The organism is Arthrobacter methylotrophus (assembly GCF_039539965.1).
Classification (GTDB): Bacteria; Actinomycetota; Actinomycetes; order Actinomycetales; family Micrococcaceae; genus Arthrobacter; species Arthrobacter methylotrophus.
Map to the genome: position 1 here is coordinate 3,508,035 of NZ_BAABED010000001.1, position 23,705 is coordinate 3,531,739.

General features: G+C 64.0%; 21 protein-coding genes and 2 riboswitches. Of the genes, 8 read left to right on the forward strand and 13 right to left on the reverse strand.

Going from position 1 to position 23,705, the window contains the following annotated elements; translation table 11 throughout:
* Positions 1-209: 209 nt before the first annotated feature.
* The 5 genes from ABD884_RS18165 (at position 210) to ABD884_RS18185 (ending at position 4,207) form a co-directional block, all read left to right on the forward strand.
* Positions 210-935 carry a hypothetical protein gene (locus tag ABD884_RS18165; RefSeq protein WP_345055030.1) on the forward strand — a complete coding sequence of 242 codons (726 nt, stop codon included), beginning with the start codon at positions 210-212 and terminating at the stop codon, positions 933-935.
* Positions 932-1,651 carry a hypothetical protein gene (locus ABD884_RS18170; RefSeq protein ID WP_345048891.1) on the forward strand — a complete coding sequence of 240 codons (720 nt, stop codon included), beginning with the start codon at positions 932-934 and terminating at the stop codon, positions 1,649-1,651. Before ABD884_RS18165 ends, ABD884_RS18170 begins: the two co-directional genes overlap by 4 nt.
* Before the next feature lie 305 nt (positions 1,652-1,956).
* Positions 1,957-2,712, forward strand: coding sequence for an amino acid ABC transporter substrate-binding protein (locus tag ABD884_RS18175; protein WP_345048893.1), 756 nt, complete (start codon positions 1,957-1,959; stop codon positions 2,710-2,712).
* A gap of 15 nt (positions 2,713-2,727) precedes the next feature.
* On the forward strand, positions 2,728-3,393 hold the full coding sequence (locus ABD884_RS18180; RefSeq protein WP_028266180.1) for an amino acid ABC transporter permease: 666 nt from the start codon (positions 2,728-2,730) through the stop codon (positions 3,391-3,393).
* The gene (locus ABD884_RS18185) at positions 3,380-4,207 is read left to right on the forward strand and encodes an amino acid ABC transporter ATP-binding protein (RefSeq protein ID WP_028266179.1); all 828 of its coding nucleotides are present in this window, start codon (positions 3,380-3,382) and stop codon (positions 4,205-4,207) included. Before ABD884_RS18180 ends, ABD884_RS18185 begins: the two co-directional genes overlap by 14 nt.
* A gap of 70 nt (positions 4,208-4,277) precedes the next feature.
* Here the strand turns inward: ABD884_RS18185 and ABD884_RS18190 are convergent, their stop codons facing one another.
* The 10 genes from ABD884_RS18190 to ABD884_RS18235 form a co-directional block, all read right to left on the reverse strand.
* Positions 4,278-7,304, reverse strand: a complete 3,027-nt coding sequence (locus ABD884_RS18190) for an alpha-mannosidase (RefSeq protein WP_345048902.1) — start codon at positions 7,302-7,304, stop codon at positions 4,278-4,280.
* A gap of 193 nt (positions 7,305-7,497) precedes the next feature.
* Positions 7,498-8,400 carry a formate dehydrogenase accessory sulfurtransferase FdhD gene (gene fdhD / locus ABD884_RS18195; RefSeq protein ID WP_345048913.1) on the reverse strand — a complete coding sequence of 301 codons (903 nt, stop codon included), beginning with the start codon at positions 8,398-8,400 and terminating at the stop codon, positions 7,498-7,500.
* A 1-nt stretch (position 8,401) separates the two neighbouring features.
* Entirely contained in the window at positions 8,402-10,738 is a 2,337-nt protein-coding gene (locus tag ABD884_RS18200) for an FdhF/YdeP family oxidoreductase (RefSeq protein ID WP_345048925.1), read from the reverse strand.
* 62 nt (positions 10,739-10,800) lie between these two features.
* Positions 10,801-12,153 (reverse strand): molybdopterin molybdotransferase MoeA, encoded by a 1,353-nt coding sequence (locus ABD884_RS18205; RefSeq protein WP_345048938.1) that lies wholly within the window; start codon positions 12,151-12,153, stop codon positions 10,801-10,803.
* Positions 12,150-12,437, reverse strand: coding sequence for a DUF6457 domain-containing protein (locus ABD884_RS18210; RefSeq protein WP_345048940.1), 288 nt, complete (start codon positions 12,435-12,437; stop codon positions 12,150-12,152). Before ABD884_RS18210 ends, ABD884_RS18205 begins: the two co-directional genes overlap by 4 nt.
* Before the next feature lie 31 nt (positions 12,438-12,468).
* Positions 12,469-13,104 carry a molybdenum cofactor guanylyltransferase gene (mobA, locus tag ABD884_RS18215; protein WP_345048945.1) on the reverse strand — a complete coding sequence of 212 codons (636 nt, stop codon included), beginning with the start codon at positions 13,102-13,104 and terminating at the stop codon, positions 12,469-12,471.
* Positions 13,105-13,141: 37 nt separating this feature from the next.
* On the reverse strand, positions 13,142-13,642 hold the full coding sequence (locus ABD884_RS18220; protein ID WP_028266173.1) for an HNH endonuclease: 501 nt from the start codon (positions 13,640-13,642) through the stop codon (positions 13,142-13,144).
* Positions 13,643-13,945: 303 nt separating this feature from the next.
* Positions 13,946-14,710 (reverse strand): NlpC/P60 family protein, encoded by a 765-nt coding sequence (locus tag ABD884_RS18225; protein ID WP_345048951.1) that lies wholly within the window; start codon positions 14,708-14,710, stop codon positions 13,946-13,948.
* 4 nt (positions 14,711-14,714) lie between these two features.
* Positions 14,715-14,882: riboswitch (cyclic di-AMP (ydaO/yuaA leader) on the reverse strand.
* A gap of 145 nt (positions 14,883-15,027) precedes the next feature.
* Positions 15,028-15,849 (reverse strand): M23 family metallopeptidase, encoded by an 822-nt coding sequence (locus tag ABD884_RS18230; protein WP_345048954.1) that lies wholly within the window; start codon positions 15,847-15,849, stop codon positions 15,028-15,030.
* 2 nt (positions 15,850-15,851) lie between these two features.
* Positions 15,852-16,062: riboswitch (cyclic di-AMP (ydaO/yuaA leader) on the reverse strand.
* 126 nt (positions 16,063-16,188) lie between these two features.
* A complete protein-coding gene (locus ABD884_RS18235; RefSeq protein WP_028266170.1) occupies positions 16,189-16,884 on the reverse strand; it encodes an iron-dependent transcriptional repressor DtxR in 696 nt (231 codons plus the stop codon).
* 314 nt (positions 16,885-17,198) lie between these two features.
* On the opposite strand from ABD884_RS18235, the gene serC reads away from it, so the two are divergent.
* Positions 17,199-18,329 (forward strand): phosphoserine transaminase, encoded by a 1,131-nt coding sequence (gene serC, locus ABD884_RS18240; RefSeq protein ID WP_345048967.1) that lies wholly within the window; start codon positions 17,199-17,201, stop codon positions 18,327-18,329.
* Positions 18,330-18,349: 20 nt separating this feature from the next.
* Here serC and ABD884_RS18245 read toward each other — a convergent pair whose 3' ends face one another.
* Genes ABD884_RS18245 through ABD884_RS18255 form a run of 3 tightly spaced genes read right to left on the reverse strand, consistent with a single transcriptional unit; the run spans position 18,350 to position 20,730 of the window.
* Positions 18,350-19,711 carry an MFS transporter gene (locus tag ABD884_RS18245; RefSeq protein WP_345048975.1) on the reverse strand — a complete coding sequence of 454 codons (1,362 nt, stop codon included), beginning with the start codon at positions 19,709-19,711 and terminating at the stop codon, positions 18,350-18,352.
* Between the two features lie 44 nt (positions 19,712-19,755).
* Positions 19,756-20,340: a DUF3027 domain-containing protein gene (locus ABD884_RS18250; protein WP_345048981.1), complete on the reverse strand. Its 585-nt coding sequence runs from the start codon at positions 20,338-20,340 to the stop codon at positions 19,756-19,758.
* 6 nt (positions 20,341-20,346) lie between these two features.
* The gene (locus ABD884_RS18255; protein WP_028266166.1) at positions 20,347-20,730 is read right to left on the reverse strand and encodes a cold-shock protein; all 384 of its coding nucleotides are present in this window, start codon (positions 20,728-20,730) and stop codon (positions 20,347-20,349) included.
* Between the two features lie 244 nt (positions 20,731-20,974).
* On the opposite strand from ABD884_RS18255, the gene ABD884_RS18260 reads away from it, so the two are divergent.
* Positions 20,975-21,190, forward strand: coding sequence for a hypothetical protein (locus ABD884_RS18260; protein ID WP_345048990.1), 216 nt, complete (start codon positions 20,975-20,977; stop codon positions 21,188-21,190).
* 49 nt (positions 21,191-21,239) lie between these two features.
* Positions 21,240-23,702 (forward strand): helicase-associated domain-containing protein, encoded by a 2,463-nt coding sequence (locus ABD884_RS18265; protein ID WP_345055032.1) that lies wholly within the window; start codon positions 21,240-21,242, stop codon positions 23,700-23,702.
* The last annotated feature ends 3 nt before the right edge of the window (positions 23,703-23,705 follow it).

Consider the following 23,705-nt stretch of genomic DNA (forward strand, 5'->3'; position numbering starts at 1 on the left):
CTGCTCCGCGCCGGGGCGGAAAGGCCTGCCGCGACAGGCTTGTCGCGCGAAAGGCCGGGGCATGAAAGAACCCGCCGGTCCGTACTTGGGGGGTGTGCGGACCAGCGGGTTCGAGAATCAAGCATAATTCAATGTGCCCGCATCGTAAAATCGAACTCACCGTCCTCTCGGAATCCGCCCGCCAGAAACGGCCCATCAGAAAGTGGTTCATGCCCCTCCCCTCCAAGGCGTTCCAACGCTGGCTGCACGGGATTGCCCCGAACACCAGCACGGCCGATGTCTGCCGCTTTTCGGGAGTGAAACGCACTACGCTGGCCCAGCAATTGGTCCGCGGCAAGGTGGCTGAGAGCTCACTCGTGAGCATCAGCCGGGCCTTCGACATGAATCCCTTCGATGCCTTGGCCCAATTCGAGGCCTACGCCGCGCTTGGCGGATCTCCGGTTCCACCCACTGACGCGGAACTCGTCAGCCAGATCTCCACCATGGATCTGTTGCGGGCCGTCGTGCAGCGCTCCGAGCCCAGGGACGCCGTCCAGCCGCTCGTCCTGGCAGACACACCACATCTGAGTTCAGTCAGAAATTGGGTGGATGCGATCGACGACGGCGAGCTTCGCCACCGGGTCAGTGAAGCCACCGGGATCGCCCCGCAAAACTACTCCGCGCACCTGACTGCCAACCGGCTGCCACCGGAACTGGCCTTGGCAACATCACGCGCCGCCGGCGTCGGACCTGCCGGAGGCCTCGTGGCGAGCGGCCTCGTCACGGAGGCCGAAGCCGGCTGGCCCGAGGGCGCGCGGCAGGAGGCGTTGGAACGGATGACGGAAGGCGAGCTGGCGCTGCTGGCCGGCGAACGACTGCTGGCGCTTGGCAAGTCCTTGCGCCGCCACGAGCATGAGCTCGACCACGCCACCAGAATCTGGGAGAACCTGGGATGACCACCGTCTTGTCGTGGGCCACGCTGTGCGTTTGCCTCACCCTGACCGCTATTCGCATTCCCAGCGCCGTCCGGGGCGAGAACCGGCTGATGTTCCACCTGTTCGCACTCATTTCCGCCGACATCCTACTGAGCATCGAGGGCCCGTACCTGTTCGTCGACCAACTGCTGGGCGGCTTCAATCTATGCAACCTGCTGCTTCGGTTCATGCTCTACGGGACGTTCCTGCTTCTAGGGTTTAAGGTGGCCAAGGCCTTTGGCTCGCCCGGAGGGGAACGCGCCATTTGGGGGCCCCTGGGCTTTGCGGTCCTGGGGACCACCGCGGTCTTGACAGCTTGCTTTTTCTTCTCGATGGACACCGCCGGCTCCACAGTGGGCCTGAATGACCTGGATCCGGGGATACCCCTGGCATTCTATGCAGCCTTGGGACGCTTCTATCCGGGATACGTTGCCGCATGCCTGGTACCGGGCATCTGGCGCTCGGTGCGGCTTCCCGGTCCGGCTGTGCTGCGGGCTGCCTCGGCGACGCTGCTCCTGAGCCTGGCATTGCTGCTCGTTTCGCAGCTCTTTCCACTGGTGCCGGAATCGAATACTTGGCTGCGGCCGCTCATCAATTATTCGGCTGCCTTGGCGAGTGCGTTTGCCTTGGCGGGCATCTGGCTGTCCAAAGCCATTGCGCGCCGGACCAGCCGCGCGGTAACGTCAACGAAACACTAAAACATACCGCGTAACCTCTTTCACATTTCCATTATATCGTGCCATAATTATGAATGTGTGAATGCGACGCAGCCTGACCTTTGAATCAATGAACGGGTTTCCAGGGTTCGTGGCGCGTGCAGGATCACATTTGGGGGGATGAGTGGTGGCGGCCTGTTGGGGACCGCCCCCACTCAGCCTTTTAAGGGGCCTTCCGCCCACGGCGCGGGCGGCCGGAACGGAGCGGTGACTAAGATGGCTTTCATGAAGAGCCTGCCACTCGCCGTACAGCACTGTCCGCAACCCTTGCCGCCGTCGCGCTGGCATTGACCGCTTGTGGCGGTGGGTCATCACCGTCTTCGACGTCCGGCGCAGACACCTCCCTGTCCGACATCAAATCCAAGGGCGAGATCGTCATTGCCACCGAGGGCACGTACCGGCCCTTCAGCTTCCACGAAAACGGAGCGGGTCCGCTCACGGGCTTCGACGTCGAAACCGCACAGGCCGTGGCCGGCAAGCTCGGAGTGAAGGCGACGTTCCAGGAAACCCAGTTCGATGGCATCTTCGCCGGACTTGATGCCAAGCGCTTCGACACCATCGCAAACCAGATCTCCATCAATCCCGAGCGCACGGCCAAGTACGACTTCTCCGCGCCGTACACGGTGTCCAACGGCGTCGTGGTGACCAAGTCGGACAACACTTCCATCAACAGCTTCGCCGACCTCAAAGGCAAGACCACTGCCCAGTCGCTGACCAGCAACTTCTACAAGATGGCAGTCGACGCCGGCGCCAACGTCCAGTCCGTCGAAGGCTGGGCTCAAGCCGCGACCCTGGTCCGTCAAGGCCGCGTCGACGCCACCGTCAACGACAAGCTGACCTACCTCGACTATGCAAAGACCACTCCGGATTCCGGCTTGAAGATCGCGGCGGAGACCACAGACAAGACGCAGAGCGCCATGGTCTTCCGCAAAGGATCCACCGAGCTCAAGGCCGCCGTGGACAAAGCCCTGACGGATCTTCGTGCAGACGGCACCCTGGCCAAGATTTCCGAGAAGTATTTCGGCGCAGACGTCACCAAGTAGTCGGCGGCCAAACAGATGACCTTCAACTGGGATCTCGTCTGGAGTTCCTTCGGGCCCATCGTCGGCGGCGCCGTCACGGGTACCATCCCCCTGACCCTGGCCTCGTTCGCCCTGGGCTTGGCCTTGGCCCTGCTGGTTGCCCTGTTGCGCTTGAGCCCCAACCGGGTGCTTTCCGGCGTCGCACGTTTCTACGTCTCGGTGATCCGCGGGACTCCCCTGCTGGTGCAGTTGTTCGTGATCTTCTACGGCCTCCCAAGCCTCGGCGTGAAGCTGGAGCCGTGGCCCAGCGCCATCATCGCGTTTTCCCTCAACGTAGGCGGTTACGCTGCCGAGGTCATCCGTGCCGCGATCCTCTCCGTGCCCAAGGGCCAATGGGAAGCCGGGCACACCATCGGAATGTCCAGGCCGCAAACCCTCGTGCGGATCATCCTCCCGCAGGCGGCCAGAGTCTCCGTGCCCCCGCTGTCGAATACCTTCATTTCCCTCGTGAAGGACACCTCACTGGCTTCGCTCATCCTGGTCACCGAGCTCTTCCGCAACGCCCAGCAGATCGCTGCTTTCAGCCAGGAGTTCATGATCCTGTACCTCGAATCGGCTTTGGTCTACTGGGTCATTTGCCTTGTCCTCTCCACGGGCCAGTCCGCCCTGGAGCGCAGATTGGACCGATATGTCGCCCACTGAGCCCAGTAAAGCCTCGCCCGCAGGCACCGGGCTGGTTCTGTCCGCCCGGGACCTTGCCAAAGCCTTCGGCAGCAACGTCGTGCTGCGCGGGATCGACCTCGATGTCCGCCGCGGCCAAGTGGTTGCGCTGATTGGTCCTTCCGGTTCGGGGAAGACTACCGTCCTGCGATCGCTCAACGGACTCGAAGTGCCCGACGCCGGTACGGTCACCTTCGGGGACGCCGATGCCGGTACCGTCCGGGGGTCCGGCGCGGGACTGACCCTCGATTTCGCCGGCGCCGTGAGTAAGCGGGAGATCGCTGCCCTCCGTGACCGCAGTGCCATGGTGTTCCAGCATTACAACCTTTTCCCTCACATGACGGTGCTCAAGAACGTCATCGAGGGACCACTCCAAGTCCAGAAGCGACCCCGCGCGGAAGTCGTGGCAGAGGCTGAGCGGCTCCTGGCCAGGGTAGGGCTCGCCGACAAGCGCGATGCCTATCCCTTCGAGCTGTCCGGTGGACAGCAACAGCGGGTGGGAATTGTGCGCGCCCTCGCGCTCAAGCCCCAACTGTTGCTCTTCGATGAACCCACCTCGGCCCTGGATCCGGAACTCGTGGGTGAAGTGCTTGGAGTCATCAAGGAACTTGCCGACGAAGGCTGGACCATGGTGATCGTGACCCATGAACTCGCTTTCGCACGCCAGGTGGCGGATGAAGTCATCTTCATGGACGGCGGAGTGGTGGTGGAACGCGGACCCGCTGCGGAGGTCCTGCGTGAGCCGCGGCAGGAACGCACCAAGCAATTCGTCAAGCGGCTGCAGCACGAGGTCTAAGCCCAACTAACTCGCATTTAATGTCGTTCTGGGGTCCCTAAACGACGTTAACTGCGAGTCAGTTGGGTAGTCAGCGGCTGAATCGCAAGGTCACCAACTGGAATGGGCGCAGAGTCAGTTCTGCGGCACCCGCCCCGGGCACGACGCCGGAAACCTCCGCCGGGCGCTCCAAAAGGTCCACGGATTGCACCTTTCGGGAATCGAAGTCGGCCGTGATGATGCCGGTGGACCGTTCTCCCAATGATTCGTAAAGCCGCACGATGACGTCTCCTGATCCGTCCTCCGCAAGTTTGACGGCTTCGATCACCAACGCCTGGTTGAACACCGTGAAGAGCGGTTCCACAGCCTTCGCGCCCGTCAGCAGCCTCGGCTTGAGGTTGGTGCGGTACCCTTCCTCGACGGCGTCGCCGATGCTGGCACCGGGCCGAATGCTCAACTCCAGGACATGCACACCGAGATCGGCACGGGGGTCCGGAAACTTGGGCGCCCGGAGCAGGGACACCCGGACATTGGTGGTGGTGCCGCCGTCGTCGCGGATGGCCCGGGTGACGTCGTGACCGTAGCTCGAGGCATTCGAAATCGCCACGCCGTAGCCTGGTTCCGCTACGTGGATCCAGCGATGGGCGCAGAATTCGAACTTGGCCGCTTCCCAGGACGTATTGGTGTGGGTTGGCCGGAAAACGTGCCCGAACTGGGTTTCCGAAGCGGAACGGTCCGCGCGGACGTCCAGCGGGAACCCGATCTTCAGCAATTTCTCGCGTTCCTGCCAATCCACGGTAGTGGATATTCCGAGGGACTCGGCTCCCGCTTCGAGGGAAATGCGCTGGGTGATGGTGGAGGAACCAACCGTCCGCTCCACCACGACGACGGCGTCCCAGCCTGCGCTCTCGAGCGTCACCGAGCGTGCCTCGACCACCGAGACGACGTTCCGGCGATAGAACTCGTCGATGTCCCAGGCATCCCACTCGTTGGGCGTATCCCGGTGAAGTTCCAGATGGTTGCCGAACTGCCCCGGCGCCATCGCTTCGCGGCCGGTTGCGTGGTCCGAGAGGGACGTCAGCAATCCGTTGGCATCCAGCACAGCGCGGATGATGCCGTTGTCCAAGACATAGCCGCCAGCCCGTGCTGTGACACTCACCGGGGTATCCGGGTGCACCGCTTCCGCAGCGGCGAGGGCAGGTACGCCGTTCCGCTCATGGGGGGCCGCGTTGAGGAGAAATATGGTGTCCCCCTCGCCGAGCAGGGCTGTGGCCGCACTCGAGATGATGGCTTCCAGTTCCCGGGCGATGGCAGCATAGTTCCGTTCCGCATCCTGGTGGACCCACGCGATGGCGCTGCCTGGCAGGATGTCGTGGAACTGCTGCAACAGCACAAGCCGCCACAAGCGCTTGAGGTCCGCGGCCGGATAGGTGAAGGAACCGGCAGTCCGTATTGCCGCCGTCGAGCACCACAGCTCGGCTTCGCGCAGGAGGTGCTCCGAGCGGCGGTTGCCCTTTTTGGTGTTGGCTTGGCTCGTGTAGGTGCCTCGGTGCAGCTCGAGGTACATCTCCCCCACCCAGACAGGGAGGTTGCGGTATTCGGCCTCGGCCTGCGTGAAGAATTCCTTCGCGGTTCCGATGCGCACCTTCGGCGAGCCTTCCAGGTCCGCCGTTCTGCGGGCTGCGGCAACCATTTCGCGCGTGGGCCCGCCACCGCCGTCGCCATAGCCGAAGGGGACCAGCGAAATGGTGCCCCTGCCGTGCTCCCGATAGTTTCGCTGGGCGTGTGCGAGTTCGCGGCCGTGGAGCTCGGAGTTATAGGTGTCCACGGGCGGGAAGTGGGTGAAAAGCCGCGTACCGTCGATGCCCTCCCAATTGAAAGTGTGGTGCGGCATCTTGTTGACCTGGTTCCAGGAGATCTTCTGAGTCAGGAACCAGCGGCATCCGGCAGACCTGACGATCTGGGGCAGGGCCCCGGAATAGCCAAAGGAATCGGGCAGCCAGGCTTCCTGGCAATCGACGCCGAACTCCTCCAGGAAGAAGCTTTTACCCTCGACGAACTGGCGGGCCATGGCCTCACCGCCGGGCATGTTGGTGTCCGATTCCACCCACATGCCGCCTACCGGCACGAATTGGCCGGCCTTGACCTTTTCCCGGATCCGGATGAACAGTTCCGGATAGAACTCCTTGATCCACGCCAATTGCTGGGCAGAGGAGCAGGAAAACACGAATTCCGGGTTCTCATCCATGAGGGCCACCACATTGGAGAAAGTGCGGGCGCACTTTCGGATGGTTTCACGGACCGGCCAGAGCCAGGCCGAGTCAATGTGGGCGTGGCCCGTGGCCAACAGTTCGTGGGCCGAAGCGTAGGCCGGCCGGCTCAGGACCTCGGCCAAGGCCTCTCTGCCTGCCGCTGCGGTGCCAGCAACGTCGTCGGGGTCCATGACGTCCAGCATGCGCTCAAAGGCGCGGAGGATTTCATGCCGCCGCGGCAGCTCGAAGGGCAGCTCGTGCATGAGCCCGCTGAGGGTCCAGATGTCCTGATGGAGCTCCCAGACCACCTCGTTAAGTTCGGCGATCGCGATGCGACCGAGCCGATAGCGGGGCTCGTCTCCGGACGTGGCCTTGTCCCCCAGGGGGGTTGCCGCGAAGCTCCATCCTTGGCTGAGGTCCGGATTGGCCGCCGCTTCGACGTAGAAGTCCACGGAGAGCCCGCCGCCCAGGAGCTTCAGCGGAACGTGCTGGTTGCGCGGAGAAATGGCCTTGATGATGGTCCCGTCCGCGCGCCAGGCGATGCCTTCGCATTGGAATCCGGGGGCGTCGTTGCTGAAGCCGAGATCGACGACGATCTCCACCGTGGTGCCCTCGGCAGCTCCCCAGCCTTCCGGGACCTCGCCCCTAAGCCGCAACCACTTGGTGCTCCAAGCCTTGCCCCAGGCGGCGCCGTGTTCCTGGGGTTCAAAGACCTGGTGGAGCGCCTCCGCGACCGGAACCGGTTCCCCCGGCACATCCCAACTGCTGAGGGTGAGAGGCAGCGCGCGGCCGTAGATGGCGGGGGCTATGCGCTCCCGGACAAAACGTTCGAGCCGCTTCTCAGTGATCAGGCGGTCGTCGTGCACTTGAAGTCCCCTTTAACGGTGGGCTACGTTGAGTTGCTTCCGTACCGTCAGGCAGCCTAGATCGGCAAAGTCACGGTCCAGAGGAAACAAGGATTCCATTCGATGGATAAAATCTACGTTGTTCCGCAACAATTACCAAGTGATTGATCGCTGTCCCTGCAAACCCCTAATCCCCACCGGCTCCCAGCCTTCGCTAGCTCAGGCCGGGGCCCTCGCCGGCGTGGGCCCGCGCCGGAACCCCCACCCGGTCACTTCCAGCGTAGACGTTCAGGCTGGTCCCCCGGCTGAATCCCACGAGCGTCAGGCCCGCCTCTTGGGCGAGTTCCGCGGCGAGGCTTGAGGGTGCGCTGACGGCGGCCAGAACCGGGATTCCAGCGAGTGCCGCCTTTTGGACGAGCTCGAAAGACGCCCTTCCGGAAACCTGCAGGACGGTACCCTTCAGGGGCAACAGTCCTTCGCGAAGTGCCCAGCCCACCACCTTGTCCACGGCATTGTGCCTGCCCACGTCTTCGCGTAAGCACAAGAGTTCAGCGACACTGCCTTCGCCGTCGTCGTGGATCTTGAAGAGACCCGCTGCATGCACTCCTCCGGTCTTGTCAAAGACCGCCTGTGCGGCGCGGAGCCGGTCAGGCAGGGAGGCGAGAATTTCCACCGGCACCTTCAGCGGGTCGTCCGCCGGGCTGAAGTGGGAGGACTTGCGCACCGCCTCGATGGAGTCGGTGCCGCAGATCCCGCACGAACTGGACGTGTAGACGTTGCGGCCGGTCTCCGGAAGGACGACGTCGGGCCGCAGCTGGGCTTCCACCACATTGAACGTCTGAACGCCGTTCTCGTCCTCGCCGGCGCAGAAACGCAGCGAGATGAGCTGGGCAGGATCCCAGATGACGCCCTCGGATACCAGGAAGCCCGCCACCAAGTCAAAGTCGTCGCCAGGAGTCCGCATGGTCACGGAGAAAGACATGTGGCCCAAGCGCACCTCCAACGGTTCCTCGACCGCCAGGAAGTCCTCGCGGTAGCGGACCGGGTGATCCAGGGCCTGGGCCGAGCCGTCCAGGACGAACTTGTGCACTTTGCGGCGCTGGGTCACCCGTCCCATGTCAGATCCCTACCGTCTGGGCGGCTTCACCGTGTTCAGCGGCTTCCCCGTGCTTAACGAATCGCACGGTCATGGCCTTGTAACCGGGCGTGTTGGATTCACGGGCAACCAGCTCTCGGTGAACCAGGGCGTTGGCCTCCGGGAAATACGCGGCCGCACAACCCTTCGCCGTGGGGTAGGCAACCAGCCGGAACTTGTCCGCCCGGCGTTCCGTGCCCCCGAACGTGGAGATGACGTCCACCAAGTCCCGGTCTTCGAAGCCGAGCCCCCTGATATCGTCCTCGTGGACCAGGATGACCCGGCGGCCATCGGAAATGCCGCGGTAGCGGTCATCGAGCCCGTAGAACGTGGTGTTGTACTGGTCGTGGCTACGAACCGTCTGCAGGATCAGGTGGCCGGCCGGGGCTTCGAGGTACTCCAGCGGGCTTACGGTGAAGCGTGCCTTGCCGATGTCCGTCGCGAACGTCCGGGTGTCGCGCGGCGGATTGGGCAGCACGAAACCATTCTTGGTCCGGACCCTCGCGTTGAAGTCCTGGAAGCCGGGGATCACCCTGGAGATGTGGTCGCGGATGACGTCGTAGTCTTCGGCCATGGCACGCCAATCCACCGGGTGGTTGTCCCCGAGGACCGCCTGAGCCATGCGTGCGACGATGACGGGTTCGCTGAGCAGGTGGTCCGAGACCGGAGTCAGCCGGCCCTGGGTGGAGTGGATCACGGACATGGAGTCTTCCACCGAGAGGATCTGACGGCCGCCTGGGTGCTTGTCGTCGCTGTCCGTTCTGCCCAGGGTAGGCAGGATCAGGGAGGTCTTGCCATGCACTACGTGGGCACGGTTGGGTTTGGTAGAGATGTGTACCGTCAGCCCGGCCCTCTTCAGCCCTTCCTCCAGCGCAACGGTGTCCGAGCCCGCCGCCGCGAAGTTACCGCCCATGGAGACGAACACATCCACGTCGCCCTTCTCCAAGGCGTGCTGGGTTTCCACGGAGTCGTAGCCGTGTGCCCGTGGCATCGTGAATCCGAATTCCTTGTCGAGAGCTGCGAGGAAGCCCTCCGAAGGCTTCTCCCAGATACCCATGGTGCGGTCGCCCTGCACGTTGGAGTGGCCGCGGACGGGGCAAGCTCCGGCGCCCCTCTTGCCGAAGTTGCCTTGGAGGAGCAGGAGGTTGATGATTTCCCGCAAGGTATCTACGGAGTGCGGCTGCTGAGTCAGGCCGAGCGCCCAGCAAATGATGGTGCCCTTCGAAGCGGCCAGCATGCCCGCCACCTTGGTGATTTCGATGCGGCTCAGGCCCGTGGCGCGTTCCGTCTCCTCCCAGTCCAGGGTTGCCCGTGCGTCGGCGTAAGCCTCGAAGCCGTCGGTCTGCGCCTCGATGAAGGCGCTGTCCACCACGGTGCCCGGCTTCCGCTTCTCTTCTTCCAGCAGGAGGTGGCCCAGCGCTTGGAACAAAGCGAGGTCCCCACCTACCTTGATCTGCAGGAATTCGTCCGCGATGTCCGTCCCACCGCCCACCACGCCGTTGAGGGACTGGGGATCCTTGAAGTTCAGGAGCCCGGCTTCGGGCAACGGATTAACGGCGACAACCTTGCCGCCGTTGTTCTTGCAATCGCGCAGGGCGGAGAGCATGCGCGGGTGGTTGGTTCCCGGGTTTTGGCCTACCACGAGCACCAGTTGCGCCTCGTGGATGTCTTCCAAGGAGACGGTACCTTTACCGATGCCGATGGTCGGGTTCAGGGCGCTGCCGGAGGACTCGTGGCACATGTTCGAGCAGTCGGGCAGGTTGTTGGTGCCCAGGCTCCGGGCGAAGAGCTGGTACATGAAGGCGGTCTCGTTGGCGGTCCGCCCCGAGGTGTAGAAGACACAGCGGTCCGGGGTGGTGGCGTTTACGTGCTCACCGATCAGGGCGAAAGCGTCCGCCCAGCTGATCGGCGAATAGTGTGTTTCGCCCGGGCGAATGACGACGGGCTCGGCGATGCGTCCTTGGCTGCCCAGCCAGTACTCGGTCTTGTCCTCAAGCTCGGCCAAAGAATGCCGGGCCCAAAACGCCGCGTCGACCACCCGCGTGGTGCTTTCTTCGGCAATGGCTTTGGCACCGTTTTCGCAGAACTCGGCGGGACTGCGTTTGCCCGTAATAGACTCCGGCCAAGCGCACCCGGGACAATCGAAACCGTCCCGCTGGTTGACGCGGAGCATCGACTTGACGGTCCGGCTCACACCGGCTTGGGCCCAGCCCCGTTCCAATGCGACGGTGACTGCCTTGACACCGGCGGCGGAGCGCTTGGGCGGGTGGACTTGGAGATCATCTTCATTGATATCCTGCTCGGGAGCATGCCTGTTCATGATCCCATCATTGCAAGGCCTGACTCCCGATTCCACCTGTGTCCATTCTTGGCCGGAAGATGTCAGCCGGTCAGGGCACTCCAGTCCACTGGACCTGATGAAACCTTGCGGCTGGGCCTGGCGGGAGTCTTCTTGGCTTGGCCCTCCGGAGGCTTCGCCGCGGGAAGCGGAGGCCCCCAAGGCAAGGGAAAAGCGGGCACGGCCTCGCCCAGCTGCGCGCCGTGGGGTGGCACCACCATGACTCCGTCCGCACTCGCGAGCCCCCGCATCATCCCCGGCCCCGCGTGCTGCGCCGGAGAGGCCAAACCGTACACGAACCTGAAGGGAAGCAAGCGGGTGCGTCCAGGATCGGCGTCGAGCATCGCTCCGCTTGGCACCTCTTCGATGTCGGACAGCGTTCCGTGCCCGAGTCCAGCGAGCAACGGCGCCCCGATCGTGAAGAGCGCCATCATGGCAGCGAGCGGGTTCCCGGGAAGCCCCACCACAAAGCGTCCGTCAGGCAGTTCGGCCAAGACGGCGGGATGTCCCGGCCGCATCGCAATGCCATCAATCAACAAGCGGCCCCCGAGCTCCGCAATGGCCCGCCGGAAGTGGTCCGTCCCCGAGCGGCCCGTACCCCCTGTGGTGATAACGACGTCGGCGGGTGGCCTATCCGGCGACAATTCGCCTTCTTCCAGGCCCGAGAGCCATTCTTCATAGGAGTCGCCCACTTTGAGCTGCTCGCCGCGGATCCCGCCAAGGAGTTCGACGACGGCGCCAAGCTGGGGCCCGAAGGTATCCCGCACCCGGCCGGGGACCGGCACACCCGCGGTCACCACTTCTGAGCCGGTCATGAGCAGCTTCACGTGAGGTTTGCCCAGGACGTCGAGTTCGTCGCGACCTGTCAGGGCGGCCAGGGCGAGGTGGGCGGGGTTCAGGACCACCCCGGATGCGATCAGCAGCTCGCCCGCCCCGGCTTCTTCTCCCGCGTTGCGGATATGTTGCCCATTGTGCGGTTCGCCGGGCTTGGCGTTCCCGCCGAGCGCGAGGACCGGCAAGCCATCTTCGTCAGTGGTCAGGACCCCGCTCTCGCTGCGGAGCACAGCCTTGGCCCCCGGCGGGATCAGACCGCCGGTAACAATAGGGCTCGCCTGGTGCGGAGCCAGCCGATGGCCTGGTTCGGCGAGGATCCACGGGCCGCTACCGTTGACAGCCCAGCCATCCATCGCCGAGGAAGCGTAGTGCGGCACGTCCTGCAGTGCGCGGACATCCGCGGCCAAGATCCTGCCGAGGGCGTCCTTCAGGGCTACGGGTGCGGCCGGAATGGGCGTGGCACAGTCGAAGGCAATTTGCCGGGCCTCCGCCCACAGGTGGTCGGCGTGCGGGACATGCTCGGCGTGCGGGTCCTCGGCGCTCTGGCCAGGGGCTTCCGTCATCCGGCGTCGATTCCGGGGTTCGTATAGTCCTTGGCGAGCGTGCGTGCCAGGCCCAGCGCGGCATCCATCGACGCGGTTTCAGTCGCCTGGCCCGAACCTGCGGCACGTCCGGCGGCGAAACCGGCAATGAAGGTGGTCAAAGGAGCTGCCGGACGGACGACTGAATGCGCGGCTACGCCTGCCAAAGACAGGATCTCGTTGATGTCGATCTCGACGTCTTCGAGCTGGAATGCCTGCATCAGGCTCCTGCACCATTCCTCAAGCGTTTCTTCTTGGCTCTTCACGATCGGCCTCCACAGTCCGGTACAGCTTTTGTCACGGCTGGTCGCCGTCTACGCCGAGCGCCGCGGCATCACCCCAGGTATCCACGTCATCGGTGGAACCAGCGGGGACTGGTACGGCTAGCAGATCAAGCCTAGCAAGCAGCCGGAAGACTGCGGCATTGGCCAGGCCACCCTGTTCTGCTGCCGCCAGCACTTCCCGTTGCAAAGCGGAGAACCGGTAGACCCCGAGCAATGGCTGTCTTCGGCCATCGGCTGATACGGATATGGCCCCCTCCGCGTCCGGGTGCTCGGCAAGCTCGCTGAGCAGGACTGGAACCGCGGTACCAGCGAACGGCATATCGCAGGCCATGACGAGTACCCACCGCGCGTGTGTCCCGCTTGGCAATCGACCGTGCCCGGCCCGGGTTACATCGTCTTGTTCAAGGGCAGCGAGCCCGGCTTCGATCGCGGCCGCCGGTCCGGCGAATGGGGGGTCCTCGCGGGCGGTCAGGGTCCCGTCCGGCAATGTACCGGGATCCGGCCCGACGACGACGACGGTGCCGGCACCATGCGCTGCCTCCAGGGCGCGCTGGAGGAGCGTGGCGCCGCCAAATTTGAGCTCGGCTTTGGGCACGCCACCTAGGCGGGAGGACTTCCCACCCGCCAAGATCACCGCATCAAAGTCCACCCGCCCAGATTACCCGGGAAGCAGGCTCAATTCCGGTTCAGGCCGCCGATTCGGGCAAGAGGAAGGGATCCCATGCGGGCGCAGGTTTCTCAAGCTCCTTGATTTGCCAGATAGTCCCGGTAGGCGCCGCCGGAGTGAACCTCAGTTTCCAGCCCATCTCGGCCGGTGTGTGGTCACTCTTGGCGTTGTTGCAGCGTAGGCACGCCGCCACCAGGTTTTCCCAGGAATCCGCGCCGCCCCTGGATTTGGGGTGGACGTGGTCAATGGTGTGAGCTGCTTTCCCGCAATAGGCGCAACGGTGACCGTCGCGGCGCAAGACGCCGCGGCGTGTGACCGCTGTGATCGTGTTGTACCTTGGCCGGATGTAGCGATTGAGGAGGATCACGGACGGACGTCCGAGAATCTCCTGTGGCCCGACGACAGGCTCGTCGCCTTCAGCCACTACGCTCGCTTTTCCGGTGAGCACAAGGACCAGCGCCCGGCGGAAGGTTACTACCGCCAGCGGTTCATATCCAGCATTCAGAACGAGTGTGCGCATGCACGTACCTCTTCACGGCCGCACCCGTCAGGGGCGCGAGGGCCGGCTGCCCTCTGCATGTACGGGCTGTGGATCGACACCACAAGAGTAAACACGCGGAGGCCAGATCAACGAATCCGCGAGTGGGTTCCGGGACTGTGTCGGGCAAAATTCATGTCCCGGACACGTCGCGGGAACCTCCGAATCGTCCGAAGAGCGGGTCTGGAATTGGGTCCCAAGGTTCCCAAGGCAGTGATTTAGCGCATGCCGGTTAAAACGAAACATCCCCGCAAGCACTCCAGCGGGGATGTTTCAAGAAGCTATTTAGCCACCAACGCGGATGAAAACCGGGCCGGAGCCGACGTTGACGCTGTACAGGGCGGTGGTGCCACCGTTCCAGCCACCGTGGACCGCCATGCCGTTGCCGACGTAAACGGCGATGTGGGCCATGCCCATGCCACCGTTCTGGTAGTAAACAAGGTCACCCGGCTGTGCTTCAGCGGCGCTGACGGTGCGGCCCAGGGAAAGGTAGTCTGCCGGCCAGCCGTGGAAGTTGATTCCCACGGCAGCCAGGGAGTTCGACGCCAGGGCGGTGCAGTCCTGGGCAACGCCGAGCTGAGCGTAGGCTGCAGCGGCAATTGCTGCACCCCTGCCGCTGGCAAGCTTGGTAGCAGGTGAAGCGGGGGTGGAGACAGAGAGCGTTGCGGTGGCCGTAGCGGCACCGGCCGTGGCGGCGGGGGCGGCAACGGCTTCCTGGACGGCAACAGGAGCAGCAACAACTGGAGCGGCTTCGGTCGAAACAGCCGGACGCTCGTACTTGATCGCGACCGAGGAGTCGGCCGCAATGCTGGCTTGGGCGATGGACTGGACTTCCAAAGTGGAGGTCCCAGTGGACTCGCGGGGGACGTTGGTTTCGGCAGCGTTCGCTGCGATACCGCTAGTGAGGACCAGTCCGGACGCAGCGGCGATAACTGCTGCCTGACGGCCTACGCCACCGGCGTTGCTGCCGACTGATTTAGCGATAACGGCAAGCGAGTTGGTCTTGGTGACCGCGGCACGGTGGCGCGCAAGAGTAGAGCGTGAAGACACGTAAGAGGCCTCTCCCTATGCCCGCGAGGTAAGCTGTCGGATTCGGATGGGAGTCATCCGGCCGCGCCACTCCCCTTCGGAAGCTGCGCGACTTAACCCCAAGGCCATCGGTGAAGATGGCCAAAAGTTGGGTCCCCCGCCTCTGCCAGACGATGTTTTGCGAACGGAACCTCGGGCAGTGGCAGAGCTAGGCAATCCACCCGAGTGCATCAACTCTCTAAAAGTTGATGCGTGTTAGACGGTACATGAGTTTTGGCTGAATGTCACATTCAGGTCACGGCGCGTGACAAGCATGCGATAGGCGGCCATCGGATTGGCTACAGCCAGCCCAAGGGGTCGACAACGTTGCCGTTGACCATGACTTCAAAATGGAGGTGGCAGCCGGTAGAGGCGCCCGTAGTGCCGCTCAGGGCGAGCACATCGCCACGGCTGACCATTTGGCCCACCTGGACGTTGAACGAGGACAAGTGGTTGTACGTGGTTTCCAGGCCATTGCCGTGGTCCACCACAATGCGGTTTCCGCCGCCGTAAGGGTGCCAGCCAGCGAAGGTGACTTTGCCGGCGGCGGCCGCGTGGACCGGGGTGCCGCATTGGGCCACGAAGTCCTGGCCCCGGTGGAATTCTCCCAAACCGCCCGTGATCGGGTTCACGCGGTAGCCGAAGGGCGAGGCCGTGGTCAGGGTGTCCAGCGGCGCCCCGAGTGTTCCCTTGGAGGAAGACGTGGTGATGCTACCGACGGACTGAGCGCTCAAGAGTTGTTTGAGCTTGCTGTCCGGATCTGCCGTAGTGGACACTGCGGCGCGGCTGAAGTCGATCGTGGCACTTGCTGCCGCAGGAATCTCGGGCTGGTTTCCCGCGGAAGGGGTGGACTGGCTTGACTCGGACGCAGCCGTCATGGCGCCGGTGCCGGGCATTGCGACGGTCAGGAGGAGGCCTGTGGTGGCCAGGGCGACGCCTGCCTTCTGTCCAGCACCGCTCGCGGCCGCGAAATCGGCCATTTGCCGCAAGGGTCCTTTGCGTCGGCGGAATTCGCGATGCGGATCGCGGGGCCGTGGTTCGTGCGCAGCGACGCCGGCGGTCCGCAGCTCGGCAGTAGAACCGGACGCGCGTCTACGGCCCCTGGTGTTCTGCGTGGTCAAAGTCTTCCTCTCTGGCAAGCCTGCGAAGTTAGCTGTCGGATTCGGATCAGAGAGTGCATGGACCCGGTCCGCGCGAAGCACTCGAAGCACAGTGGAGTCCCTGAAAGGGTCCTGCGCTTTGTGCACTTCCGCTGCGGACTTCACCCCAAGGCCGCCTTTCGGCGACCGCTGATGGTTCCCCCGCTTCTGCCGATGAATGGACTAATCCACCTGACCCGCCGGCAGAACTGGGCTTCGAATCAGGTAACGCTTTGGTATCGGCGCCAGTAGCCAACTATAGGGGATTAACCCCGACGGTAATAATTTCGTTATCTTTGCCGGGCGCGCTGCTGAAGAAGGCTAAGCGACGGTCACAAACACGTGCGAAGCGACCTCCGGGGGAAGCTCCAGCGCACCATCTATATTGGGTACGCGAACGGAGATGTACTCCCCCACACGCTCCAAGGAAACCCTGGCGCCCGGGCGGATTCCACCCTCGTCGAACTGCACCAACAGCTCCGGCTCAACCTGAATCGGTTCGGCCAGGCGACTGACAGTGACTCGGTTCTCCGGCGAGTATTCGTTCATCGCTTCAAGAAGGTTGACCACGCCATCCGTAAAGGCATGGGACGCTACTCCGCCCAATGCTTCGAGTCCTGGGATGGGATTGCCATACGGAGATTCCGTGGGGTGGTCCAGAAGTTCGTAGAGGCGCCGTTCCACCCGTTCGCTCATGACGTGCTCCCAGCGGCACGCTTCGTCGTGAACGTAGGCCCAGTCCAGTCCGATGACATCGGCCAGCAGACGCTCGGCGAGCCGGTGCTTACGCATCACCTCGGTGGCGCGTTTCCGTCCGGTTTCGGTCAACTCGAGGTGCCGGTCGTTTGAAACAATCACCAAGCCGTCGCGCTCCATCCGGCCGATCGTCTGCGAAACGGTCGGACCGGAGTGCCGCAAGCGCTCGGCGATGCGGGCGCGAAGAGCCACGATGTTCTCTTCTTCAAGCTCCAAAATGGTCCGAAGATACATCTCAGTGGTATCAATCAGATCCGTCATCCAGCTCAGCTCCTCGAGCGCAGTATCTTGGGTGTGTCCACCGTATCGGGGCCACCTCAACGGTCGAACAGACGGTCGACCCGCCGGCCGTCCCGGGCCGGGCGCCAGCTCCAAGCTTAGCTTATTTGGAATTACTCCGGATAATCCCGTTCGCGTACTCCTGCGCGCCACGGCAAAACTTTTCCACGTGGCGGACTGTGACACCGTCGGTTCTGCCCCGGGCTGCGGAGTCAGGCAGAATTGGGGAGTCGAAGGGGCAGAGATGCCACCTGCCACGACCCATCTAGGCCGCTACTTCACCATTGGAGCATCCCGTGAGCGACAACAGCATCACTATCCCCGCCGATTTGCTGCCCAAGGACGGCCGCTTCGGTGCCGGCCCCTCCAAGGTCCGCCCGGAGCAGATCGAGGCCTTGTCCGCAGCATCGACGTCGATCCTCGGCACCTCCCACCGCCAGGCACCAGTCAAGAACCTGGTGGGCTCGGTCCGCGAGGGACTCAGCCAGTTCTTCCGCGCGCCCGAGGGTTACGAGGTGATTCTCGGCGTCGGCGGCTCCACCGCGTTCTGGGACGTCGCCAGCTTCGGTCTGGTGGAGAAGAAGGCCCAACACCTTTCTTTTGGTGAGTTCGGCTCGAAGTTCGCCTCGGCCACCAACAAGGCTCCTTTCCTGGAGGCTTCCTCCATCATCACCTCCGAGCCGGGCACACGGCCGGTTTCCCGGGCAGAAGCAGGCGTGGACGTCTACGCCTGGCCGCAGAATGAAACCTCAACCGGCGTCGCCGCTCCCGTCAAGCGCGTTCAGGGCAGCGACGACGGCGCCTTGGTCCTGGTGGACGCCACGTCCGCGGCCGGCGGCCTGGATGTTGATGTTGCCGAGGCCGATGTCTACTACTTCGCGCCGCAAAAGAACTTCGCCTCCGACGGCGGCCTGTGGCTCGGTCTTTTCTCCCCGGCTGCACTGGAACGCGCCGCCCGCATCAAAGCGAGCGGCCGCTGGATCCCCGATTTCCTGGATCTGCAGACGGCCATCGACAACTCGAGGCTCAACCAGACCTACAACACGCCGTCCCTGTCCACCTTGGTGACGCTGGACGCACAGATCCAGTGGCTCAACAGCAACGGCGGTTTGGACTTCGCCAGCAAGCGCACTGCGGACTCCGCCAGCCGGATTTACGACTGGGCCGAGGCTTCCGAGTACGCCACCCCATTCGTGGCCAAGGCCGAAGATCGCTCCAATGTCATCGCCACGATCGATTTCGACGAGTCGCTCGACGCCGCGGCCATCGCCAAGGTGCTGCGTTCCAATGGGATCGTGGACACGGAACCGTACCGCAAGCTCGGCCGCAACCAGCTCCGCGTCGCTACGTTCGTTGCCATTGAACCGGACGACGTCTCGGCGTTGCTTGCGAGCATCGACTTCGTCGTGGGCGAACTGAAGAAATAACGTCTGCCGCATTCCAGCGGTCAGGAGCGGTCGGCGTCGTCCGGGTATGGATCCCGGGCGGCGTCAGCTTCTTTAACGGCGTCAGCCCTTTTAACAGCGCCGTCTCCTTCGGCACCACGGGAGCCTTGGGATTCGATGCGGAAGAACCGCAAGCCACCGGCGCTGCGATCGAAGCGGAGCCGCAGCTGACGTGCGCGGATAATCCAGATGATGCCGACGACGGCGGTGCTTGCGCCGGCAGCCGCTGCCACCCCGACGGCCCAGCGGGGGCCTGCCACATTGGCCACCCAGCCAACGAAGGGAGCCCCAATGGGGGTTCCACCCATGAATATGGCCATGTACAGTGCCATGACCCTCCCGCGCATGACCGGTTCAGTGGTGGACTGCACATAGCCGTTGGCGCTCGTAATCATGGTCAGTGCAAACAGGCCGCAAGGAATCAGGGCCAAGGCAAACAAGGTGTAATTCGGCGCCAGGGCAGCCAGACCGCTCGCAATGCCGAAACCGCCCGAGGCGGCGAAAATGAGCCGCATCCGGGGGCGCCCGCGCCGGGCGGACAGCAACGCTCCGGCGACGGAACCGATCGCCATGACCGAGTTGAGCAGTCCGAATGCGCCCGCGTCCATGCCGAACTCCGTACCGACCATGGCCGCAATGAAGAGCACGAAGTTCAGGCCGAACGTGCCCATGATGAAGATCGCGACGAGGACAACCACAATGTCCGGGCGATTGCGGACATAGCGAAGCCCCTCACGGATACGGCCTTTGCCCGCGGCCGCCCGGGGCTGGACGCGCAATGAGGAGACAGGAATTGCCCGGATCGCGGCAAGCATTGCCACAAAGGTCAGCGTATTGATCATGAACACCCAGCCCGGGCCCACCGCCACCGTCAAGATGCCGGCCACGGCAGGACCGATCATGCGGGCAACGTTGAAGGAAGCACTGTTCAGCGCCACAGCGTTGGAGAGGTAGTCGTCCTTGACCAGCTCCGACACGAACGTCTGACGAACAGGGGCGTCAAGTGCCGAGACAACGCCAAGCAAGAGCGCGAACACGTAGACGTGCCACAACTGGGCTGCGCCGCTCAGCACCAGGAGTCCCAAGCCAGCACTCAGGATAGCCATAGCCGATTGCGTCATGACCAGGAGCCTGCGCCGGCTGTAACGGTCGGCAAGGAGGCCAGCCCACGGGGCGAGAAAAAGCTGCGGGCCCAGCTGCAGGGCCAGGGTCACGCCCATGGCACCGGCATCATGGTTGCTCAGGTGCGCAAAGACCAGCCAGTCCTGGGCAGTGCGTTGCATCCACGTGCCGATATTGGAGATCAGCGCACCGATAAACCAAATGCGGTAGTTAAGGACACCCAGCGATTTGAAGGTGGACATTAGCTTCCCCCTTCAAGGAATTCGATCGCCGGGTCCGCCAAGGGTTAGTCGGCCTCGATGTCGTCGGCTTCGTCGCTCTCTTGTTCGTCACCGGAGGCGGTGACGTCCTCACCGGAGGGGCCGCCGTCGTCCTCCGCGTCAACGGGGACGCCAGCCTCCTCCGCCAATTCCTCGGCTGCAGTAGCCTCGTCCTCCGGACGGACGCGCTTTGCCCACGGCACCCATTCAGGGGCGAGGATGGAGTCCTCGGACGGCAGGAGCCCCAGCTCGCTGACCGTGACCACTTTGGAGCGCGAATTGCGGGTCACGACGGCGTACCACTGCCAGCCGCCATAGCCGGCCAGCCGCGATTCGAACAGGTGCGTGACGACGCGTTCGCCTTCGGAGCGCGCCGCAATATGCGGTCCGATCTCACCGGGCTTGGCGATGGTCCCTACCGCATTTCGGGCAACGTCGACGGCGGCGGCAAGGAAGGCGTCCGGCTTGCCGACGCGCCACACTGGAATGCCGGCGCGGCGCTTCGCCGTGGCCGGCTTCCGCTCAGCCCCGGGACCGGCCGTTCCAGCCGTTACAGCAGCGGCATCAATTCCGGCCATTTCAGGACTGGCTTCAGCGGATTCCGATGTCATCGGGGTTTAGGCTTCCAGCTCGTCGGCAACCTTGCGCAGAGCTGCCGCAATTGCTTTGCCTTTGGCGCCTTCAGGGTACTTACCGGCCGACAACGTCCCCGAAAGGTTGTCCAGAACGGACACAAGGTCCTGGACAACGGGCGCGAGTTCGCGGGCATTCATGCGCTTGGCCTTCGCGATGGACGGCAACTTGTCCAGCACGCGCAGGCCCAGCGCCTGGGCGCCTCGGCGACCGTCGGCGACGCCGAACTCAACCCGGGTGCCTGCCTTGAGATCCGTTACGCCCTCGGGCAGTGCGGATTTGGGCAGAAACACTTCCTGGCCGTCCTCTGCTGCGAGGAATCCGAAGCCTTTGTCCTTGTCATACCACTTGACCTTGCCGGTGGGCACGTAATCAACCTTCTTCGTTCTTGCTTTGAGACACAGCCGGCACGTCACCGCATCCGCAGGATACTGCGGGAACAGGGGTAACTGCCTGGTCCGTGTTGGTCTATTACTTCAAGGTTATCCTGCCCAGCCACGGATTCGCGCTTTGAGACCCCGGCAGGGCAGGTTCCGCCGCCTTTTGTCCGCAAGCAGACTGCACCCGGGCTTGGAACGGTGAATGAGGTCCGGGACTGTTAGCGTTACATCCATGATTCCCCACGGCTACCGCCGCCCGCTCTTGATAGTTGCCGCCGTCGTCGCAGTCCTGTCCCTGGCGGCCGTAGGCACTGTCATGGCAATCGCTTTTGCCAACGGCGTGGCACCGGTCTGGATCACTTTCACCGCCCTCTACGGCCTGCCGCTCGCCTTTATCTTGATGGCAGCATTGGTGGTTGACTCCGTGTGGGCACGACGCCGCCAATGAGCGTCCGGAAAGCCCGACGGTGGGTCCGGCTGGCGGTAACGTTGAACTGATGTCCCTTATTCGTGCGCTCAGCAAGGAACTGGCAGCGCGCAGCGATGATTCGCTGCGGGCCCTGTTTGCTGCGCGGCCGGACCTCATTTCTCCAGTCGTTCCGGACTTCGCGGCACTCGCGGCGCGGGCAAGCGCCAGGGTCAGCGTGCAGCGCGCGCTCGAGCAGCTCAACAAACCGGAAATGCAGGTACTGGAGACCCTCCACCTCTGCACCAACGCAGACACCGGCCACAGTGTCTCTGCGGCCGGACTGAAGAAATGCATCAACGGAGCTACGCTTGCGGCGCTCGAGCCGATCTTGAACAAGCTCCAGGACCTGGCGCTCATCCACCGGGCCGATCCGCCGGCCACGGTGCACAATCCTGGCCGGCAGCGCTTCTACTTGCCGGTGGGCAGCCTCAAGGATGTCATCGGCATCTACCCGGCCGGCTTAGGCCGCAGCTACACCGAGTTGGTACGGCTGCAACCAGCCTTCGCCCAGCGCGTGGTGCAGCTCGTTGCCGAACTCCACCAGAGCGGCGCAACGATCCTTCCTGCCACCACTCCCATGGACGCTGCGCTGGCGCTGCAGCGTTGGACTTCGACGCCGGAGAACCTCCAGCACATCCTGTTCGAGGCCCCCGTCCGGACGCGTACTCTTTTGAACAAGTTCGGCAACTGGGCCATGGGCGCCGTACCGCAGGCGCAGCGCAAGGCTTCCGTGCTCCATGAAGGCCGCGACGTCGGTCCGGTCGATTGGCTGTTGGCCCGCGGATTGCTCGTCCCCCTCGACGCCGGTCACGTCGAGCTGCCGCACAGCGTCGGCTTGTCGCTGCGCGGAGGCGCGATCGTGGACCACTTCACGTTGAAGCCTCCCGTCCCGGAGCTTGGCCAGACCAGCGCCTCGTTGCGCCGAAATGCCGCTTTGGGTGCCATCGCCGAAGCCCTCCGCTTAGTAGGCGAACTCCTCCATGCGGTCCAGGAGCAGCCGGTGGTGACACTGCGCAGCGGCGGGGTCGGCGTGCGGGAGCTCAGGCGTCTCGCGGACAGCCTCCGCTTGGACATGCCGGAGACGGCCCTGCTCCTTGAGTTCGGTGCCCTGTCAGGGTTGCTGCGCCTGGATGTGGACAGTTCCACCTGGGTGCAGCCGCCCTCGGTGGAGTGGCTCACGCTCCCGCGCCAAGAACAGTGGCTCTGGCTGGTCAACGCCTGGCTCGCCAGCGAGCGCGCGCCCTCACTCGTCGGGCAGACATTCCTTGGGCCTGCCACCACCGCTTCGCGATCCGGCTCATCGGCACCTTCCATCAACGCTTTGTCCGCCGAGGCTCAACGCCCTGACGCGCCCCTTGTGCGCAAGCGGATTCTGGAGATCCTCGACGAACTCACTCGCGAGGCCGAAGCGCCGGACGGCAAGGTTCCGGTGCTCAACGCCGAAGCCATCATGGAACGCGCCGAATGGAGCCAGCCCCGCATGTCCCGGCGCTTCAGCTCCCTCGTGCGCGGCATCCTGCACGAGGCGGAATTCCTGGGGCTTATGGGTTCCGGCGCCCTGACCCAGCTGGGCTCCGCGATCGCGGCCGAACACCCCGAGCTAGCCCTCAGCATCCTCGGCGAGCACTTGCCCGCCGCCGTCAATCACGTCCTGCTCCAAGCAGACCTGACCGCCGTCGCGCCCGGGTACCTGGCACCTGAACTGAGCGAAAAACTCCTCATGATCGCGGAGGCCGAGGGCCAAGGTCCGGCCACGATCTTCCGATTCTCGGGCGACTCGATCCGCCGGGCGCTCGACGCCGGCCAAGACGCCGAGACCATCCTCGGGTTCCTGCGTTCCCACTCGGCAACCGATGTTCCACAACCCCTCCAATACCTCATCAAGGACATCGCCTCGCGGCACGGACGGCTCCGCGTCGCCAGCAGTCCCAGTTTGATCCAAAGCGATGACGAGGCCGCCATCGCCGATCTCGCTCGCGAACCCGGGGCCGCAAGCCTGGGGCTCGTCCGGATCGCCCCCACAGTGCTGACCTCCGCGGCGAGCCCCCGGGAAACCGCGAGGGTGCTGCGCGAGCTGGGACTCTCGCCTGCCGTGCAGGAGGCGGAGACCGCCGTCGTACGCTTTAGGAGGACGACGGCGGTGGCCAGCAGTGCACGCCCCGTTTACACGGCGCCCCGTACGGCCCCGGCGGACGACGACATCGACGCCCAACTTGCCGTGCTGAGGCAGCATCGTGCCGTCCACGGCGAGGCGACAAGCGAAACGGCAACGCAACTGGGACTCGAAACCCTGCAACGGGCGATCCGCCTGAAGCAAGCCGTCACCATGAACGTGGTTGACGGCTTGGGGAATTCCAACACCGAGACCGTTGTTCCCGTATCGGTGTCCGGCGGGCGTGTCCGGGTGTTCGACGCCGCCAGGGACACCGAAAGAGTCTTGTCCATTCACCGCATTATCGATGTGGAACCCGCGGGCGATCCGCACAAGTGAGGA